The organism is Sphingopyxis sp. LK2115, from assembly GCF_014595975.1.
In the GTDB taxonomy this organism is placed as follows: Bacteria; Pseudomonadota; Alphaproteobacteria; order Sphingomonadales; family Sphingomonadaceae; genus Sphingopyxis.
This window is the reverse complement of the sequence record NZ_JABWGQ010000060.1, coordinates 242534-259691: the sequence shown is the minus strand read 5'-3', so window position 1 is coordinate 259691 and position 17158 is coordinate 242534. Positions and strand designations below refer to the sequence as shown.

Annotated in this window: 10 protein-coding genes; 6 read left to right on the top strand and 4 right to left on the bottom strand. The window is 67.9% G+C overall.

Annotated features, from left to right (window positions below; all coding sequences use genetic code 11):
* Window positions 1–13: 13 nt before the first annotated feature.
* Window positions 14–1015: a saccharopine dehydrogenase NADP-binding domain-containing protein gene (locus tag HUW43_RS15350; protein ID WP_188238212.1), complete on the bottom strand. Its 1002-nt coding sequence runs from the start codon at window positions 1013–1015 to the stop codon at window positions 14–16.
* An 84-nt stretch (window positions 1016–1099) separates the two neighbouring features.
* Here HUW43_RS15350 and HUW43_RS15345 point away from each other — a divergent pair, with 84 nt between their 5' ends.
* Entirely contained in the window at window positions 1100–1699 is a 600-nt protein-coding gene (locus HUW43_RS15345) for a TetR/AcrR family transcriptional regulator (protein WP_188238211.1), read from the top strand.
* Window positions 1700–1730: 31 nt separating this feature from the next.
* On the opposite strand, the gene grxD is transcribed toward HUW43_RS15345, so the two are convergent.
* The 3 genes from grxD to HUW43_RS15330 are packed head-to-tail and all read right to left on the bottom strand — an operon-like array spanning window position 1731 to window position 2683.
* Entirely contained in the window at window positions 1731–2063 is a 333-nt protein-coding gene (gene grxD, locus HUW43_RS15340; protein ID WP_188238210.1) for a Grx4 family monothiol glutaredoxin, read from the bottom strand.
* A 49-nt stretch (window positions 2064–2112) separates the two neighbouring features.
* On the bottom strand, window positions 2113–2346 hold the full coding sequence (locus HUW43_RS15335) for a BolA/IbaG family iron-sulfur metabolism protein (protein WP_188238209.1): 234 nt from the start codon (window positions 2344–2346) through the stop codon (window positions 2113–2115).
* Window positions 2347–2356: 10 nt separating this feature from the next.
* A complete protein-coding gene (locus tag HUW43_RS15330; RefSeq protein ID WP_188238208.1) occupies window positions 2357–2683 on the bottom strand; it encodes a DUF1476 domain-containing protein in 327 nt (108 codons plus the stop codon).
* Window positions 2684–2929: 246 nt separating this feature from the next.
* Here HUW43_RS15330 and HUW43_RS15325 point away from each other — a divergent pair, with 246 nt between their 5' ends.
* From HUW43_RS15325 to HUW43_RS15900, 5 genes are all read left to right on the top strand, one after another.
* A complete protein-coding gene (locus HUW43_RS15325; protein ID WP_223181576.1) occupies window positions 2930–5986 on the top strand; it encodes a CHAT domain-containing protein in 3057 nt (1018 codons plus the stop codon).
* Window positions 5987–5990: 4 nt separating this feature from the next.
* Window positions 5991–8093, top strand: a complete 2103-nt coding sequence (locus HUW43_RS15320) for an adenylate/guanylate cyclase domain-containing protein (RefSeq protein WP_188238206.1) — start codon at window positions 5991–5993, stop codon at window positions 8091–8093.
* 7 nt (window positions 8094–8100) lie between these two features.
* On the top strand, window positions 8101–8841 hold the full coding sequence (locus tag HUW43_RS15315; RefSeq protein ID WP_223181575.1) for a hypothetical protein: 741 nt from the start codon (window positions 8101–8103) through the stop codon (window positions 8839–8841).
* Between the two features lie 184 nt (window positions 8842–9025).
* A complete protein-coding gene (locus HUW43_RS15310; RefSeq protein ID WP_188238204.1) occupies window positions 9026–10849 on the top strand; it encodes a ShlB/FhaC/HecB family hemolysin secretion/activation protein in 1824 nt (607 codons plus the stop codon).
* 30 nt (window positions 10850–10879) lie between these two features.
* On the top strand, window positions 10880–17125 hold the full coding sequence (locus tag HUW43_RS15900; protein ID WP_188238203.1) for a beta strand repeat-containing protein: 6246 nt from the start codon (window positions 10880–10882) through the stop codon (window positions 17123–17125).
* The last annotated feature ends 33 nt before the right edge of the window (window positions 17126–17158 follow it).

Sequence of the window (17158 nt, the reverse complement as noted above, 5' to 3'; positions counted from 1 at the left end):
CGGTCGACGCAAATCAGCCGCCAAGCACGATGTCGGGCGTCAGCCGGGACAGGAAGCTTTGCGCATCGAACACTTCGCCCGGTGCCCGCACGCCGGATGGCGGCGCCTCGCGCATCAGCAGGTCAAGGCACGCCCTGACGATCAGCGGCGCCGACGCGGCATAGACGTCCGTGCCGCTGGCGCGCGCGCGCCGCACCTGCCCGGCAATCGTCGCGCGCACATCCATGATGAAATGCTGCGCCGAACGGCCGCGCGCATCGACCGGACGGGGCGGCGGCGTCGTCACTTCGTGCAGATCATCCAGCGGCTTCAGATTCATGAAACTGGTCACCGATCCAGCGCTGATGTGACGTGAAATCAGGATGATTTCGCTCAACGCAACGCACGTCACCGGCTGAACGCCGAGCGGCGGGGGAAAGTCCCATTCGCCGCCCGGTGCGGGATCGGGAACCGGCACCAGCGCGCCGTCGCGGACGATCATCCGCGGATAGATGTTTTTGTCCCCCGTCAATCGGGTGCCCGCGGTCGGATGCCAGCTGTCGAGCCCGACCGCGATGTCGATCGTTTCGGCATGCTCGCCCTCATCAACAAGCGTCGAGGCGAGCAGATCTGCGAGAGCACCGAAAAATGCCATCGCGGGCAGCATCGTCACCCCGGCAGCGCGGCCCGGCTCATCAAGCATATCGAACAGGCGGCGCGTCGTCGCCTGTTCGGCCGAAACATCCAGATAGGGAATGGCGGCGCGCAGCGCAGCTTCGGCCGCCGGCATCGCAGTGTCGAAGAAAGGACCGGCGCAATTGATGACCGCGTCGGCGCCTCGCAGCACCTCGTCGAGCGTCTCCGGCAAGGTAAAATCGAGGATATGACACGGCTCCTCTTCGCCCGCTATTGGTGCGAACCGCCCCGAACGGGTGGCGGCGATCGCGACTGCGCCTTCGCGCCGCAGCGTATCGACGACGAACCGGCCCGTATGGCCGCTCGCCCCCAGCACGGCGATGTTCGGTTTCCGCCGCATATTCATTCCCGTCCTCCAAACACGCTACCGATCGGTATCGTTTTTTCCAATGACACCGCGCGGTATCGCTGTCAAGATGTATCGATGCCCGACACCCAGCCCGTCTTGGAAAAACCGTCGCGCCACTCGCGGCGCGCGCGAATGCAGGCGCTCCGCACCGCCGCGGCGCTCTTTTATGCAAAAGGCGTGCGTGCGGTCGGAATGGAAGAGATTGTCGAGACGTCGGGGATCGCAAAAACCACGATTTACCGCCATTTTCCGACCAAGGACGCGCTGGTCGAGGCGTTTCTGAAACAGGAAGACGCCGAATTCTGGCAGCAATGGGATGCGGCGGTGGCATCGGCCTCGTCGGCCGATGCGGTGCTCGATGCGCTGGGCGACTGGATCGGCGCGCGCGTCGAGCGGCCGGGCTATCGCGGCTGTCCGCAGATCAACGTCGCTGCCGAATTTGCCGATCCCGGCCATCCCGCCCGCATCGTCGCGCGTCGGCACAAGGCCGAAATGCTCCGTCGGCTGGAGGCGATCTGTCAGAGCGTGGGCGCCAAACCGACGGCGCAGGTGGCAATGCAGCTTGCACTGCTGATTGACGGAGCCTTTATGAGCGACGGGCGGTTGAGCATGGGCGATGCCGCGGCCACGCTGAAAGCCGCGTTCCGACGCCTCACCTCACCGGACCGGTTATAGACGCGCGGAGCGGTTGACCCGTCCGCCCCGATCATTCGGCGCGGGTCGGAATGCCGTCCATCAGCGCGTGAAGCTCGCCCGCTTCCCACATTTCCATCATGATGTCGCTGCCGCCGACAAACTCGCCCTTCACATACAGCTGGGGGATCGTCGGCCAGTCCGAAAACTCCTTGATCCCCTGCCGGATTTCCATGTCCTGCAGCACATCGACCGTTTCATATTCGATACCCAGCCGATCAAGCATCGCGATCGCACGCGACGAAAAGCCGCACTGCGGAAACAGCGGCGTGCCCTTCATGAAAAGCAGCACGGGATGCTGGGCAACCAGCTTGGCAATGCGGTCGTGGACGGCGGGATCGCTCATGGTCAGTCTCCGGGGCGCACGGGCGCCGATTGGGTTTCGCGGTTTGCCCCTATGAAGGGACGGCAGTGGTCAATTGCAAGGCATGAAGTTCCCCGCCCATGCGTCCGCCGAGCGCGGCGTAGACCGCCTTGTGCTGCGCGATGCGACTCATCCCGCGAAAGGATTCGCTGACGACATGGGCGGCATAATGGTCGTTGTCGCCCGCAAGGTCGGTGATCGTGACGGCAGCGCCCGGAAACGCCGCCTCGATCATCGCCTTCAATTCGTCCTCGCGCATACCCATCGCAAAAGCCTCAATTCTCGCTGTCGATGAACTGGCGGCGCGCCTCGGCGGTCTTGTCGTTCAACATCGCGCGGATCTCCGCATCGCTGATCTCGACGCCCGCGGCGGTCAGGTCGCCCACGAGCTTGCGGATGACATCCTCGTCGCCCGCTTCCTCGAAATCGGCCTGCACCACGGCCTTGGCATAGGCGTCGGTCTCTTCGGGGGTCAGTCCCATGCGTTCGGCGGCCCATTCGCCGAGCAGCCGGTTGCGGCGCGCGATGATGCGGAACTGCACCTCCTGGTCGCGTGCAAATTGCGTTTCGAATGCCCGTTCACGATCGTCGAATGTGGTCATCTTGTCCTCGCCGGTTGAGCCTTGACCTTGCAGATAGGTGGCTCGCCTTCCCGGCGCAAGCGAGCTGTGCGGCAGATCACTTCCCTTTCCGATGCGAAGGGTTTAGGGTTTTCGGCAGGGAATGGGTCGCACCACAGCAATGATGCCTGCGCCGCGCCGGAATGGCACCGGAACGGCGCCCCGGGGCCAGCGCGCCGGAAGGCCTGTGTTTGGGGGATTGTGATGACCGTTCGAGTTCCGCATTGGATGGCCGCCCTGGCAGCGGTTGCCCTGACGGTGCCGACCGGCGCGCTGGCGCAGGGCGGCGACCCGACGCTGCGCGACAGTTTTTCGATCGGGTCCGAGGGTGGTGCGCTTTGCGAGGTGCAGGCGACGGTGCGCGACCCGGTCATCGCAGGCATGTTCGACCGTGCGTGGACGGTCGTCTGCCGCGACGCAAGCCAGCCTGTCGGCACGATCCGGGTTCTGCGCACGGGGGCCGACGACGCCCGCGCCCGCATCGAGCGCGCACGCGCGGGTCGCGTGACCTGCACCACCGGCGCACGCTGCACGCTGCGCGACAGTGATGCGACGTGGACGACGCGGATCGCGACCGACGGTGCAAATGCCTACACCGCCGAAGGGTTCGAAGCCTATGCCGACGCACTCGCGATCGCGCTTGAATCGGTGCGACAGCGCCGTGTCGTCCCCGGCGTGATTCGCGTCGCCACCACCTCGGTCGGTGGCAACGACGGCTTTGCCCGCACGCTTGCGGGCGCCATCGACATCGACAAGGCGCTCGCCGAAGGATACCGCCGCAACCATAGCGGCGATTATGCCGAGGCGGCCGAGTTTTTCGAAGCGCTGTCGCGGCGCGCGCTCGAAGACCGCGCGACGGTTGGCGTCGACCCGACCGAATTCACGCTCAACCGCGCGCTGCAACGCTCGAACCTTGGCGAGTTTGCCGAGGCCGAGCGCCTGTTTGCCGAGGTCGAGGCGATCCCGACGAGCGACCTCGTCCAGTTGCGCCTCCGCCGCAATTTCCGGGCGATCCACGCGCTCAACCAGCGCGATTTCGATGGCGCGGCGGCCCGGCTGCAAATGCCGATCCCGCCGCTCGCCACGGGCGTGACGGTCGCCGACGGAGCGGTGACGCTGGCGCCTGCGATCGTTGCCGGCGTCAACAGCGGCGGTGACGCCAGGCTGGTGCAGGCGGGCGAACGCGAACGGCTGTCGCCGATCGAACGCGCGCAGATCATCGACGCACAGGCGGTCCACCTGCTCGGCACCGTCGAGCGGCTGCGCGGCAACCCCGACGCGGCCAGGTCCGCGCAGATCCGGGGACTGGCGGACGCTCTGGCGGTGCGCGAAGGCCGCGTCACCTCGATCATCCGGCTGCGTTCGCAGATGCTTGGCGAACTCGCCCTTGCAGAAGAAGCGCTGGGCAACATCGACGGCGCCGACGCGCGCTTTGGCGAGGCGATCACGCTGCTCGCCGTGGAATATCCCGAAACCACCGCCCTTGCCTCGGCGCGCGCGCGCTATGCCGCCTTCCTTACCCGACATGGGCAGGACGACAAAGCGATGGGCATTTATCGCGAGATCGTGACCGCGCTGGCCCAATCGCAACGCTCGACCACGGGCATGGCGAATATGATGGCGCCCTATTACCGGCTGCTCGCCGCGCGCGCCGCGAGCGACCCCACCGCGGCGCAGGATTTCTTCGTCGCCAGCCAGCTCCAGATTCGTCCCGGCGTCGCCGACACACAGGCGGTGCTCGCGCGTGAATTGTCGAGCGGCAGCGACGAGGGCGCGCGCCTGTTTCGTCAGGCAACGACGCTGAACCGCGACATCGAACGCGCGCGGATCGAGGATGCGCGGCTCGCGCAGCTCCCGCAATCGGCCGACATCGCCGCGCTGCGCGCCGACATCCGCACCCAGCTCGACAATCTGGCGTTCCAGCAGGCCGAAACGATCACCCGCCTGTCGACATTTCCGCAATATCGCGTCGTCGCGCCGGGGAAGCTTGACCTCGCCGAATTGCAGGCGGTGCTGCGCGGCGACGAAGCCTATCTGAAGATGCTCGTCGTCGGCGACAGCGTTTATGCGATGCTCATCGAGCCGGGCGGGGCAAAGCTCTGGAAATCGGACATCGGCGCCGCCGAGCTCGAACGCGCGGTCGACGCGATCCGCGCGACGATTTCGATCGTCGAAAATGGTCGCCGCGTCACCTATCCCTTCGACGCCGCAACCGCCCATCGCCTCTATGGCCAGCTGTTCGGACCGGTCGCCGCACGACTGCCCGCGGTGCCGCACCTGATCTTCGAGCCCGACGGCGCGATGCTGCGCCTGCCGATCAACCTGCTCATCACCGCCGATACGGGGCTGGCCGCCTATGAACAGCGCGTGCTCGACCCCGATGCCGATCCGTTCGACATGCGCCAGATCGCCTGGCTCGGTCGCACCAGCCGCCCCAGCACCGCCGTGTCCGCGCTCGCGTTCCGCAACACGCGGCAGGCGCCGCCGTCGCGAGCGGCCAAGCCATATTTCGGACTTGGCGAAAATCTGCCACTGGGCGACCGGCTGCCCTCGCTCGGCACGCGCGGCGCGGCGGGCGGCATGGACAGCGATTGCCTGTGGGACGCCGCGCAATGGGCGCGGCCGATTTCCGCCGACGAGCTGGTCACCGCGCGCAACGCCATGGGCGCCGCGGCGGGCGCGTTGCTCACCGGCGGCGCCTTTACCGATACGGCGGTCAAGACGCGCGCCGACCTTGCGGACTATCGCATCATCCATTTCGCGACGCACGGGCTGGTCAACGCGCCGCGCCCCGCCTGCCCCGCGCGCCCCGCCCTCGTGACCTCGTTCGGCGGGCAGGATTCGGACGGTCTGCTGACCTTTCAGGAAATCTTCGACCTCAAGATCGACGCCGACCTCGTCATCCTTTCGGCGTGCGATACGGCGGGCGCGGCGAGCGTGGCCGCGACGCGCGAAGCAGGGCTTTCGGGCGGCGGCAACGCCCTCGACGGGTTGGTGCGCAGCTTCATCGGCGCGGGCGGCCGTTCGGTGATCGCGAGCCACTGGCCGGCCCCCGACGATTTCGACGCGACGACGCGCCTCATCGGCGGATTGTTCGGCGGCGGCGAAGGCGCCAGCATTGCCGACGCGCTGTGGAACACGCAGCTTCGGCTGATGGATGACCAACGAACGTCGCATCCCTATTATTGGGCGGGCTTTGCGATCATCGGCGACGGCGCGCAGCCACTGCTGCGCGGCGCGCAAACAGCGCAGCAGGGACAGGCGGTCGGCCGCGCCGCGCGCTGATCCGATGAACGCGCCCGAACCCCCCGCCCGTGCGGCAGCAACGGTCGCGCCGTCCGACGAAGCGACCGGGCGGCCGCCCGTGGTGCCGCTCGGCAAGCGCATCCGCCGCCTCGTCATGCAGCTTGGCCCGTCGCGCATGGCGGCGACGATCCTCTTCCTGTTCGTCGCCGTCCTGATCGCGCGTTTCAGCTGGCAGCTGCCGCTGATCGACGCCGCCGAACGCGCCCTTTACGACGCACGCGCGACCTTGATGGCGCCCAAGGTCCGGCAGGATCCGCGCATTGTGCTCGTCACCTATAATGACGAAACGCTGTTCAACACCGGCATCCGCTCGCCGCTCGACCGCTCGCTGCTCACCGCCGCGCTGGCCAATATCGACCAGATGGGGGCGAGGGCGATCGGCATCGATATCGCCTTTGATTCGCCGCGCCCCGACGACGACGCGCTGAAAGCGCAATTGCGCGCGATGCAGACGCCGACCTGGCTTGCCTATGCCGAACAGGCGAGCAACCCGAACACCATCTTTTACGAACAGCAGAAGTTTCTCGAAGCCTTCATCGCCGACGTCGCGACCGCAAAGACCCGGCCGACCAGCGTATTGTTCCACACCGACGACGACAGCGTGATCCGCCGCTGGCCCGACCGGCCGCCGGGACTGCCGCCGCTGATGGCCAATGCGCTGGCCCCGGTCGATCCGGCGCACGCCGATTACAGGGGCGCGATCCGTTTCCTCGTCCCGGCGCGTGCCGGCGACGGCCAGGTCGAACCGGTGTTCGCGAACATCCCGATCGACAGCTTCGCGCTGCCGATGGACGCCGACATGCGCGCGGGCTTTTCCGATCTGGTGAAGGATCGCTATGTGCTGATCGGCGGCGACATCATCGACAATGACCAGTTCAACACGCCGCTCAGCCGCTTTCCCGACGCGATCACCGGCCAGCATGAAACGATGATCGGCCTGGAAGTCCACGCGCATATGCTCGCGCAACAGCTCGACAAGGCATGGGCGCGGCCGCTCGCCGGGCCGACATTATGGGTGCTCGCGCTGCTCATCGTGCTCGCCGGCGGGCTCACCAGCCTGATCGACCTGCGGGCGCGCTGGGTGGCGCTCGCCTTCCTTGGCCAGATGGCCTTTTTCATCGCCTTTCCTTTCTGGTTGCAAGGACGCGGCGTGGACACAACGACGCTGCCGACCTTCGGCTGGGCCGTCGGCTGGCTCTTCGGCTATGCGGCGGTCGGCACCGCCGCGCGCACGATCGGGTCGCGCCAGCGCGCCTTTGCGCAATCGGCGCTCGGCAAATATCTGCCCGCCGACGTTGCGGCGCAGATCATGCGCGACCCCGATCAGCTTTCGCTCCATGGCGAACGGCGCAACATCTTCTGCGTCTTTACCGACCTCGAAGGCTTCACCAAATTGAGCCATGCGGTGACGCCGGAAACCGTCGCGCGGCTGCTCAACGAATATCTCGATCGCCTGTCGGACATCGTGCTGGATCATGGCGGAACGATCGACAAGTTCGTCGGCGATGCGGTGGTCGCTTTCTGGGGGGCGCCGATCAGCCGCCCCGACGATGGCGAAAGGGCGGCGGCGGCGGCGCTCGCCATGTATCAGGCGGGCGAGGCATTCCGCGTCGACCTTGCCGCCGAGGATATTCCGCCGATCGGGATGACGCGCGTGGGTCTGCACGTCGGCGACGCGATCGTCGGCAATTTCGGCGGCGAGGGACGCATTCAATATACCGCGCTCGGCGACAGCATGAACACCGCGTCACGCCTGGAGGCCGCGAACAAGAGCCTGAAGACCGGCGTGCTCGTATCGGCCGAGGCGGCGGCGCGGTCGGGCCGCGACGATCTGGTGCCGATGGGCCGCGTGACGCTGCGCGGCCGCGCGCAGCCCGTCGACGTCTTCACCCCGCGTCCCGACCTTGCGGCCGACCAGCGCGCGCGCGTCGCGGCGCTTGTCGCCGCGCACGGTGCGGGCGACAAACAGGCCTTTGTGACGCTGGCCACAGAATTGCGGCACGAATTCGGTCAGGATGCCGCCATCCAGTTCCTGATCGAACGCCTGAACCAGACGAAAAGAGGAGAAAGCTATGTCCTTTCCTGACTTACGGATGCGCCGTATCGGACTCGCGGCCGCTGCCGCGCTCGCGCTGGCCGTCACCGGCGCCGCCGCCGCGCAATCGATGGTCGTCCGTTCGACCGGCCCATCGGCGAGCAAATATCCGACCGGCGCCAAGCTCAAGGCGTCGGACCGCGTGACGCTCGTTGCCGGCGATCGCGTCGTGCTGATGCAATCGGGCAGGACGCGCACCCTGTCGGGGCCCGGCACCTTCAGCGCGACGGGCAATGTGCAGGCCAGCCAGTCGCTCGGCAGCAATGTCGCGCGGATGCTTGCCAAGGGGCCGACGGTCCGCTCGCGCGGCGGATTTTCGCGCGGTCCGGGCGACCCGATTCCCGCCGAAACGCGCGCGCCGAACCTGTGGCTGCTCGATTATCGTCAGGGCGGCACCTTCTGCGTCGCCGATCCTGCCACGCTGCTGCTCTGGCGTCCCAACATGGAAGGCGATACTGCGCTCGAAATCGAAAGCGGCGGCAAGAAGGCGACTGTCGCGATCGTCGACGGCGCCAATTTCCGCAAATGGCCGACCGACGTGCTGCCGGTGCAATATGGCGTCGATTATCGCCTGTCGGGCGCGGGCTTGCCGAAGCCGGTAACGGTGCGCTTCGCCGCGATGGAGACGGTGCCCGATACCGCCGAAACCTCGGTCGAGATGTTGATGGCGAAGGGCTGCGCGCGGCAGCTCGACCGCCTCGTCGATACCATGGCAGAAGCCGAAGGCGGCCAGGGATGACGGCGCCGATGGACGGGGCGGCCATTGTCGCCGCGCCGTCCATCTGATAATCAGCCAGGAAAAGGCCGCCGGTTGCGTGCGGACCATATCCCTGGGTCGAATATCGTGCTGCCCGGACAGCGGCAGTTCCGATCGAAATGGCGCCGCGCGATCGTCGCGCCGCGTCCGAGCGCAAGGGGTGGTGATGGCCGTGTCGGGGGGTGAGGAAGCTTATCGGATTTTCGGGCTGCGGGGGGCGGCGATCCGCAACATGCTGGCCGTTTCGGCGGGGCTGATCGCGGTCGCGCTTCCCGTCGGCGCGCTTGCGCAAGCAACGCCGCAGATTCCCACGCGCGAGGAAATCCAGCGCCCGCCGCTCGCGCCCGCGGCGCAGTCCGGCGAACGGATACTGGCGGTCGACGACGCGATCGAGCGCGCGCCATGCCCGCTTGCCGACCCGCAATTTTCCCACATCCGCTTCACCCTTCGCGCCGTCGACTTTTCGCCCGTAGAAGGCATCGACCCCGCGATGCTGCGGCCCAGCTGGGCCGATCGCGCCGGACAGGAACTGCCGATCGCCGCGGTCTGCGACATCCGCGACCGCGCGGCGACGATGCTGCGCGCCAAAGGCTATCTGGCGGCGGTGCGCGTCCCCGCGCAGACGATCGACGACGGCGTCGTGCGGCTCGACATTCTCGCCGCGCGGATGACGCGCGTCGAGGTGCGCGGCGATGCCGGTGCCAACGAACGGCTGCTCCAACGCTATCTGTCGCGGCTCGACGATGCGCCGGTGTTCAACATCGCCGATGCCGAACGCTATCTGCTGCTCGCGCACGACATTCCGGGGATGGACGCACGGCTGACGCTGCGCCCCGGCGCCACATCGGGCGAGGTCGTCGGCGAAGTGACGGTGGTGCGCACGCCCGTCATATTTGACTTCAACGCCCAGAATCTCGGATCGCGCGATGTCGGCCGCTGGGGCGCCAATGCGCGTGCGCGCTTCGCGGGGTTGACCGGCATGGGCGACCTTACGACGCTGAGCTTCTATGCAACCCCCGATTTCGACGAACAGAAGGTCGTGCAGGTCGGACACGAAATGCGCGTCGGCGGCGAAGGGTTGCGGATCGGCGCCAGCTATACCTATGCCTGGACACGTCCGGACCTCGTCGGACTGCCGATCAAGTCGGACACGCAGATCGTCAGCCTCTTTGCGTCCTACCCGCTCGTGCTGACGCAGGCGCGGCGGGTGGCCGTCGGCGGCGGGCTCGATTTCATCGACCAGGACATCAGCCTGTCGGGCATTCCGCTCAACAGGGACCGGCTGCGCGTCTTCAATCTGCGCGCTGATGCGAACTGGGTCGATCCCGGATCGATTGCCGGACGCGGCGGCTATAGCGCCGGTGAACCGCGCTGGTCGCTGGCCGCTTCGCTCGAAGCGAGGCAAGGCGTGGATGTGCTGGGCGCAAGCGACGATTGCGGCCCCGGCGGCGCGGCCTGTTTCCTGCCCGGCGCGGTGCCCCTGACCCGCATCGAGGGACAGCCCGGTGCCTTTCTCGTCCGCGCACAGGCGCTCGCCGAGTGGCGCCCGGCCAAGCTGTTCACCCTGTCGGCGGCGCCGCGCGCGCAATGGGCCGCCGATCCCTTGCTTGCCTATGAGGAGTTTTCGGGCGGCAATTTCACCGTCGGACGCGGTTTCGATCCCGGCACGGTGATCGGCGACAGCGGCGTCGCGGTGGCGCTGGAGGCGCGCTACGGTTCGTTCGTCCCCGCCAATACCAAGGCGTTTGCGATCCAGCCCTTCGCCTTTTTCGACGCCGCCTGGGTGTGGAACGAGGACGCGGCTTTCGACGGGCTGGATCCGCAGAAACTCTTTTCGGCGGGCGGCGGCGTGCGCGTCGCCTATGGCGATGTCGCGCGGCTCGACGTGACGCTCGCAGTCCCGCTCAATCGGGGTGGCTTCCTGACCGGGCGGCCCGACCCGCGCCTGCTCGTGTCGCTCACCACCCAATTCGGCGTCAGGGCGCGCTGACCCATGAATCGTGCATCGAGGACGACCGCCATGCGTTCCATCGCCACCCTATCGCCCCGCCGCAACGGCAAACAGCGGCTGCTGGCCAGTTGCGCAATCGCCGCAGGACTGGCCGCACTGGCACATGGCGGCCCTGTCGCTGCGCAGGTTGCGGGCAACGGCAGCTTTGTTTCGGGCGCGGGCACAATCGGCAACAATGGAGCCACCAACACGACAACCGTGACGGTTACGACCAGCGAAAGCGTCATCAACTGGGTGCCGACCGACAATGCGCCGACCGGCGGCGCGATCGACATTCTTCCGGCGGGCGAAATCTGGAACTTCGTCGGCACGGGTAACTATACGGTGCTCAACCGCTTCGTCGACGCATCGGGCGGCGCACTCAGCCGCCAGATCGCGCTCAACGGCACGGTCAATTCCTATATCGGTTCGACAACCGGCCCGCGCGGCGGCAATATCTGGTTCTATAACGCCGGCGGCCTGTTGATCGGCGCCAGCGGGGTCATCAATGTCGGCAGCCTGTTGCTGACCACGAACGACATCGACACGAACGGCGGGCTGTTCGGCCCCGGCGGCACGATCCGCCTGGCCGGCGCATCGGGGAGCACCGCCGCGATCACCGTCAACGGAGCGATCAACGCCAACAATGTCGGCGATCCGGGCAGTTCCTATGTCGCGCTCGTCGCCCCGCGCATCGTCCAGGCGGGCAATGTGCGTGTCGACGGATCGGCGGCCTATGTCGCCGCCGAGGCGGCGAATATCCGAATCAATGGCGGCCTCTTCGACATCGACGTGACGGTCGGAGCGGAGGGCGGCACGGTGATCGACCATTCCGGCACGACCACCGGCCCCGCGCACGAACAGGGCGATACCGACCAGAACCGCATCTATATGGTCGCCATTCCAAAGAATGACGCGGTGACGCTGCTCGTCGGCGGCGCGATCGGCTATGACGATGCCGTATCGGCGCAGGTCGACCCCGATGGCGCCGTGCGGCTGTCGGCGGGCTATAATATCGTCGGGGGCGAGCTGGACGCTGCGCCGGTCAGCGCCGTAACCGCGAACATCGTCGCCACCGACACGCTGCTGCGCAGCAACACGATTGCGCGCGCCAGCGGCACCTTTGCCGCGGGACCAACACAGACCTTGCCTGCGTCGCCGCCGCCGCTTTCGGCGGACGGCCTGTTCTTCGTCGAAGGCGATGGCAGCTTCACTGGCGACGCCGGCGCATCGCTGACCATCGGTATGGGCCAACAGGGCGGCGCGACCGGCAACTTCACGCTCCAGTCCGGCGGCACGGCGGGCGCCGTCGGCAACGCAGCGCTGACCGTTACGGGCGGGATATTCGCCGCGGGCGATCTTGCCATTGTGGCGTCCGGGGTGCCCGACGCCGTGACGGGCGACGCACAGGGCGGCACTGCCAGCCTCACCCTTACGGGCGGCAGCCTCACCGCATCGCTCCTGACGATAGACGCCAGCGCCGTCGGCCAGTTCGGCGACGCAGGCACGGCCGGGGCAGGACGCGGGGGCATCGCCGTCTTTTCGCAGACCGGCGGCACCGCTGCGATCGGGGACATGCGGGTCGCCGCCGATGGTGGCGCCATCGAGGGGCAATCGGGGCGTGGCGAGGGAGGAAGCGCGACGATCGACGTCAGCGGCGGGTCGATCACCGTCGCCGACATCGTGGCGAGCGCCAACGGCTTTGGCGGCAACGGTTTGTCGGGCAATGACGACGACCCGCTGAACATCGTCCCCGGCGGCGAAGGCAACCAGGGGCGCGGCGGCTCTGCCATCATCAATATTTCGGGAACCGCTGTCGTCGATGCGAGCGTCGTGCAGGCAAGCGCGCTTGGCGTCGGCGGGCGCGGCGGGAACTTCTTTAACGCATCAAGTTTCAGCGGCGTGCCCGGCACCCCCGGCAACGGCGGCGAAGGGATCGGCGGCACGGCCGCGATCAACGTCACCGGCGGCGCCACGAGCGCAAGCAGCATGATCGCCGACGCTTCGGGAATCGGCGGCGATGGCGGCGACAGCTTCTTTTCGAGCAGCAGCGGGGCTGCGACGGGCATCGGCGTCGGCGGGACAGGCGGGACCGGCCGCGGCGGCACGGCGACACTCGCGCTCGAAACCGCGATCCCCGCCGTCGCTTCGGCCAGCAGCGTCGCGACAGGAACGGGCGGCGCCGGTGGCATCCACAACGTCGGGGGGACGGGCGGCGATGGCGTCGGTGGCGTGGCGCAGGCGATCGTTACTGGTTTCGACGCGGGCGCGCTGGTCGTCACCATCGCGTCGACCGGCACGGGCGGCGACGGCGGCGACGGCCGCGACGGCAATGGCGGCGACGGGGGGAGCGGCAGCGGCGGAACCTCACGCATGCAGGCCGACGGCGCCGGCGCGGGGCTTACCATCGTCGAAACCAATTTCGTCACCGGCGGGGTCGGCGGCAACGGCGGATCGGGGGGGCTTGGCTTTGGCGCCTTCCCCGCTGTCGCCCCGGACGGCGGCAATGGCGGCGACGGTCGCGGCGGCACGATCGAAATCGCCGCGACGGACGGGGCGCTGGTCACGCTCGGCCTTGGCACCGGCGGCGGCGTCGCACTCGCCAGCAGCGGCACAGGCGGCGTCGGCGGCGCAGGGGCGAACAGCGTTTTCGGCGCCGGGAACCAGGCCGGCAATGGCGGCGACGGGGGTAACGGCAGCGGCGGCACCCTTCGCCTGGTCGCGGCGGGCGGCACGATCGATTCGGGCGGCGAGGCCGTCGGCCTTGCCGCCAATGGCGTTGCGGGCGAAGGCGGCATCGGCGGGCTTGGCCAGGGCGGCGGCAGCGGTGGCGGCGCGGGCGCCATCGGCCTGACCGCCGGCGGCCGCGTCGAGATCGAAGCGAGCGATCGTCCTGCGGGAACCGGACAGATCGACCTGGGAGCGACGAGCATCGACGCCAGCGGCGATGCCGCGGGCCGCGTCGAGTTGCGCAGCACCGGCGGAGCCATCAATTTTGCGGGCCTCACCGCACAGGCTTTCGGCCTTGCCGCGCCGACAAACAACAATACCAACATCGCGGCGACCGGCATCTTCGTCGCCCCTGCGGGCGGCACAATCACAAGCCAGGGCGATGTCACGCTTGCCACCGACGGGTCGATCGGCGTCTATGGCCAGTCGAACGGCAGCTTTGACGTCGCCGGATCGCTGACGATCGACGCGGGCGACCAGATCGACCTGCGCCATGACAGTCGCGAAGGCACCGCACCAACGCTGAACGCGAGCGGCGATGTGACGCTGACGGCGGGGACCGCCATCACCGGCGCAACCGGCAGCCTTGTCGCCGCCGACGGCACGTTGTCGCTGGCAATCGCGGGACCGGCGGGCACGATCGCCGTCGACCGACTAGCGGGCGGCAATATTCTGATGTCCAGCCCCGGCGCCACGAGGGTCGAACATGCCGAGGCCGTGGGCAATTTCTCGGCCAATGCGGGCAGCTTCGCCACCGGTCTCAACTCGATCATCACCGGCGGCAACATCAGCATCGTCTCGCCGGGCGCGGTCGATCTGGGCAATTCGAGCGCGGGCGGTTTCGTCCAGGTGTCGGGCCAGTCGATCGCCTTTAACAGCATCGACGCGGGGCTGACGGTCAGCCTGTCGGCCGTGGACGGCATCGACGGCGGCGCGATCGCCGCGGCCGGCGACATCAGCCTGTTCGCCAACAGCGTCGCGCTGACCGGCCCCGTCACCGGAGATGCATCCTTCGTCGCCTTTGGCATTGGTGGCGCGGTGTCGGTGGATGCCGCCGATGTCGCGGGCACGATTTCGATCTTTGCCGCCGACGATCTGACAGGCAATTTCGTCGCGGGCGGCGACATCTTCCTCAATTCCGATGCCAATATCACCGCGTCGGCGATCGCCAACGGCGGTTATGTCGATGGCAACGGCCTGCTCGCAGAGGGTAATCTGTTCGTCATCGCCGCCGCCGACGCCAATCTGGTGACGAGCGCCGCCGCGCGCATGTTCGGCGTCAGCGCCGGCGGCGCGGCGACGATCGACGGCGGCACCGCCGGCGAGGACATGCTCGTGCTCGCAGGCACGACCGCCAGCCTCGCCAATGTCACCTCGGGCGACGATGTGACGGTCCAGGCGTCCGGCAACATCGCGGCCGATGGTGTTGCCGCCACCGGCGCCGGCGCCGACACGCATGTCCTTGGCTTCACCGCCGCTTCGGGCAGGCCGACCTTTACCATCACCGCACAGACGGCCGACGGCGCCGACATCGCCCTGCAATCGACCGCGGGGGCGATCGACGCCGCGGGGCTGTCGGCGGGCGACGATATTCTGCTCACCGCCGCCAACAGCATCGCGGTCGGCGGCGCATCGACACTGGGTCTCGGCGCGACCGGCGGCGACAGCAGCCTGCGCACCCAGGGGGGCGTAACGACGCTCGCCGATGTTGCTTCGTTCAGCGACATCATCGTCGATTCGACGGCCGCCACCGCCCTGACCGGCCCGGTGAACGCCGGGCGCGACGTCGCGATCACGGCGACCGGCGTTACAATCGCCGCGCTGACCGATCCCGGCGGCAATGCGGTTCCGACGCTCGCCGCCGACGGCAATATCGTGATCGATTCGGCAGCGGGGATTACCGGCGGCGGCGTCCGTGCGCTCGGCAACAGCACGCTGACCGCTGCCACCGCGATCGACCTGACGTCAGTCGAGGGTCAGGACGTCGCCCTGGCGGGCACCGCGGGCGTCGATGTCGATCAAGTCTATGCACTCGGCGCGACCAGCCTCGACAGCAGCGGCGGCAATATCCGGATAGGAACGCTTTTCGCTTCGGGTCCGATCGACGCCAGCGCCAATGCAATCCGTATCGAGAGCGGTGGCGACATGGCCTTTCAGACGCTCGCCACCGATGTCGGCGACGCCTTCGTCCGCGCGAACGGCGATCTGTCGCTCGGCAGCGGCAGCGTTGCAGGCACCGCCGATCTTTCCACGCAAGGCGCCGTGATGACGATCACTGCGCTGACCGCCGACGACGCGATCCTTGCGAGCAACGGCGGCGTCCTGAACCTCGACACAGTGACGGTGGCAGGCGACCTCGGCGCCACGGCGCTATCGTCGCTTGGCATCACCGGAATCGTCACGGGACAGGCCATTTCACTCGCATCGGCGGACATTGCGATTGATCCGGGCGGGCGGGTCGGAACGGCAGGCGTCACCACGACCCTGTCGATCGCAAACAACAATAATGACAACCAGACCTTCGTGGGCGGCGCGCCGGGCGGCAGCGTCGCGGGCTATTATATCGATGCCGGCGAACTCACCCGCCTGTTCGCTACCCAGATCGAGATTTTCGCCCCCGAAGTGGCATCTGCGGGCGGCGGATCGGTCGGATCGGCCGCGCCGCCCGATGTGATCGTCGACGGTTTCACGCTCGCGGGCGGCGCGCCCGGCTCGAACCTCGGCGCCAGTGGCGCGCTGACGATCCGCACGCCGGGCAAGATGCGCGTCATCGGCGGTGTCCAACTCACCGGGCTGTCCGATACCAACGCGCTGAACCTGATCGCGAACGACGCGCTGGAAGTCATACTGGGCCAGGGCAGCATTCGCCTCGTCAACGGCGCGGCGCCGGCGGGCCAGCTCAACATGGTGTCCGACGACATCATCGTCGCAACTGCGGCGGCGATCGCCGACGTCGGCGCGGCGACGACGACCGACGCGATCAACGGGCGGCTCACCCGGAATGACGGCATCCTCCTTGACGAAGGCGCGCTCTTCGCGCGCGGCATCCGCGCCGAGGTCGTCGGCGGCTTCTATGTCCAGAACAGCGGCGCCGGAACCACGATCGGGGAACGCCGCGGTCTGACCTTCGGAGCAGGCGGGATGGACGTTGTGACCGAGGGTGCGTCGCGGATTGTCATCAACGGGGTGCATCTGGGGCCTGGCGGACCGGTCACGGGGCTCCAGGCGCTTCAGCGTGTGACGGTCAACGGCATCGCCCCCATTGTCGGCAGCTATGATCCGCGGTCGACGGTCAATGGCTGCCTGATCTCCAGCCCTGCCGCTTGCATCCCCTTTGACCGCGACGGCGACGGCGGCTTTCCGGTGCAGGACGTGATCGAGGAAGAGATCGACGGCGACGGCGACGATGCACGGACCGACGGCTTTAACCTGCGACAGGCGCTCATCACGATGCGCGACGTCGATCCGCTGCGCGGCGAGCCGCTCGTCGACGATCCGGTGACCGGCGCAGGCAACGATGATCTGTGGACCCCGCCCGCCGATTGATCCGCCTTTCGGTTGACGGATCGCCCCGGCGCG

Coding starts and splice junctions, on each gene's coding strand:
- HUW43_RS15900 (WP_188238203.1), top strand. CDS start 10,880: ATGCGTTCCATCGCCACCCTATCGCCCCGCCGCAACGGCAAACAGCGG.
- HUW43_RS15320 (WP_188238206.1), top strand. CDS start 5,991: ATGAACGCGCCCGAACCCCCCGCCCGTGCGGCAGCAACGGTCGCGCCG.
- HUW43_RS15310 (WP_188238204.1), top strand. CDS start 9,026: ATGGCCGTGTCGGGGGGTGAGGAAGCTTATCGGATTTTCGGGCTGCGG.
- HUW43_RS15345 (WP_188238211.1), top strand. CDS start 1,100: ATGCCCGACACCCAGCCCGTCTTGGAAAAACCGTCGCGCCACTCGCGG.
- grxD (WP_188238210.1), bottom strand. CDS start 2,063: ATGAGCGATCCCGCCGTCCACGACCGCATTGCCAAGCTGGTTGCCCAG.
- HUW43_RS15350 (WP_188238212.1), bottom strand. CDS start 1,015: ATGCGGCGGAAACCGAACATCGCCGTGCTGGGGGCGAGCGGCCATACG.
- HUW43_RS15315 (WP_223181575.1), top strand. CDS start 8,101: ATGCGCCGTATCGGACTCGCGGCCGCTGCCGCGCTCGCGCTGGCCGTC.
- HUW43_RS15335 (WP_188238209.1), bottom strand. CDS start 2,346: ATGGGTATGCGCGAGGACGAATTGAAGGCGATGATCGAGGCGGCGTTT.
- HUW43_RS15325 (WP_223181576.1), top strand. CDS start 2,930: ATGGCCGCCCTGGCAGCGGTTGCCCTGACGGTGCCGACCGGCGCGCTG.
- HUW43_RS15330 (WP_188238208.1), bottom strand. CDS start 2,683: ATGACCACATTCGACGATCGTGAACGGGCATTCGAAACGCAATTTGCA.